The sequence below is a fragment of the Cupriavidus sp. SS-3 genome (assembly GCF_035818815.1).
Classification (GTDB): Bacteria; Pseudomonadota; Gammaproteobacteria; order Burkholderiales; family Burkholderiaceae; genus Cupriavidus; species Cupriavidus taiwanensis_C.
On the sequence record NZ_JAYLVT010000041.1, the window covers coordinates 1 to 1,490 of the forward strand.

Consider the following 1,490-nt stretch of genomic DNA (forward strand, 5'->3'; position numbering starts at 1 on the left):
TTTTTGGTTACTTATATGAACGCGCCCCGGTTTGCAAGGTAACGCCAACATCAGGCGGGACAGGATTGGCTGCAGACTTATATCCGGCCTTGCGGTGCAGGCCAAGCCTGCGGGCCCTGATGGATTTCGCCGGGAGTGTCCCTATCTTTTTGCCGTGCTTGCCGCACCAGTAACCAATTGGGCTTGCACTCCCGCGGTCCAACCTGTTTTGCCATCACGCTGACATTACCGTCGCAACCTGTGAACGGGTTCGTCCTTGCTTGCTCGGACGGCCGTTAGGCCGGCCTGACCGAGACGTAGTTTCGGTCATAGGTCCGCTCGTGGACCAACAGGGCCCAGACCGTGCGTACCGTCTTGTTGGCCATGGCAACCGCCACGACGTTAGTGGGGCGTTTCTGGGCCAGTGCCTGGCTCCAGCCGCCTTGGTTCTTGCGCCGCAGATGTCCCAGCACCGCCCGTGCGCCGTGGATGAGCAAGGTGCGCAGGTAGGGATTGCCGCGTTTGCTGATGCCACCCAGTCGGACCTTGCCGCCGGTGCCGGCCTGCTTGGGCACGAGACCCAGGAATGCCGCCAGTTGCCGCCCGGACTTGAACGTGCGCGCTTCACCGATCGTCGCCACCAAGGCCGTGGCAGTGAGCATCCCTATGCCAGGGATGGCGCTGATGACCTGACAGGCGCGATCCTGACGGCCCCAGGCAGTGATCTGACGGTCGTACTCGGCAATCTCATTGTCCAGACTCTCCAGGCTGCGCAATTGCTGGTGCACGGCCTCGAACAGCGTCGGCGGTACGCGAGACTCGATGTCCGGCAGACGTTGCACGATCTCATCCAGCCCTGCCCGGCGGCCGCGTCGGAAGTGGATGCCGAATTCAACAAGCATGCCTCGCAACTGGTTGACCAGCATCGTTCGCATCTTGATGCGCAACGAACGCATGGCATGCACCGCCAGCACGCACTGCTGGGTTTCGGACTTTGGCGCCACCTCGCGCATGCCCGGCTGCTGCGCTGCAGTCCAGATCGCCTTCGCATCGGCCGCATCGGTTTTGTTGGTCTGCACGAACGGGCGCACGTAGCGCGCGTGCAGCAGCACCGGCTTGTGGCCCAAGCCCTGCAACTGACGCGCCCACCAATGCGCGCTCGCGCACGCTTCCAGCGCTACCCGTCCCGGCTCGCGCCTGGCCAGGAACTCGATCAGCTTCGTACGGTTGAGGCGGCGGTTGAAACACTTGCCGGAAGGCTCGACCCAATAGAGTTGGAAGACAGTCTTTGCAATGTCGAGGCCGTAAGTCGTAGTATTCATCTCGGGTCCCTCCATCCTCGCGTGGTTGCTCACACTCCCACTCTGGCACATCGATGCCGTTTCGTGATGGGGGGACCCGCCTACCCTGTCACGTTCCTCACATGTCACAACTTGAACTGCCGGCGCCTTTAATCGGAGCGGGCCGGGGCGCGTTCATTCCATCTTTTTGGCGCTCGGCCAAAAAGTGAC

At 62.1% G+C, this 1,490-nt stretch carries 1 protein-coding gene; it reads right to left on the minus strand.

The features are described 5' to 3' along the window. Positions 1-275: 275 nt before the first annotated feature. Positions 276-1,301, minus strand: a complete 1,026-nt coding sequence (locus U9J39_RS29305; RefSeq protein WP_442784930.1) for an IS110 family transposase — start codon at positions 1,299-1,301, stop codon at positions 276-278. Between the last annotated feature and the right edge of the window lie 189 nt (positions 1,302-1,490).

Bases quoted from the DNA above. Each gene is read 5' to 3' on its own strand.
- U9J39_RS29305 (WP_442784930.1), bottom strand. From the start codon at position 1,301: ATGAATACTACGACTTACGGCCTCGACATTGCAAAGACTGTCTTCCAA.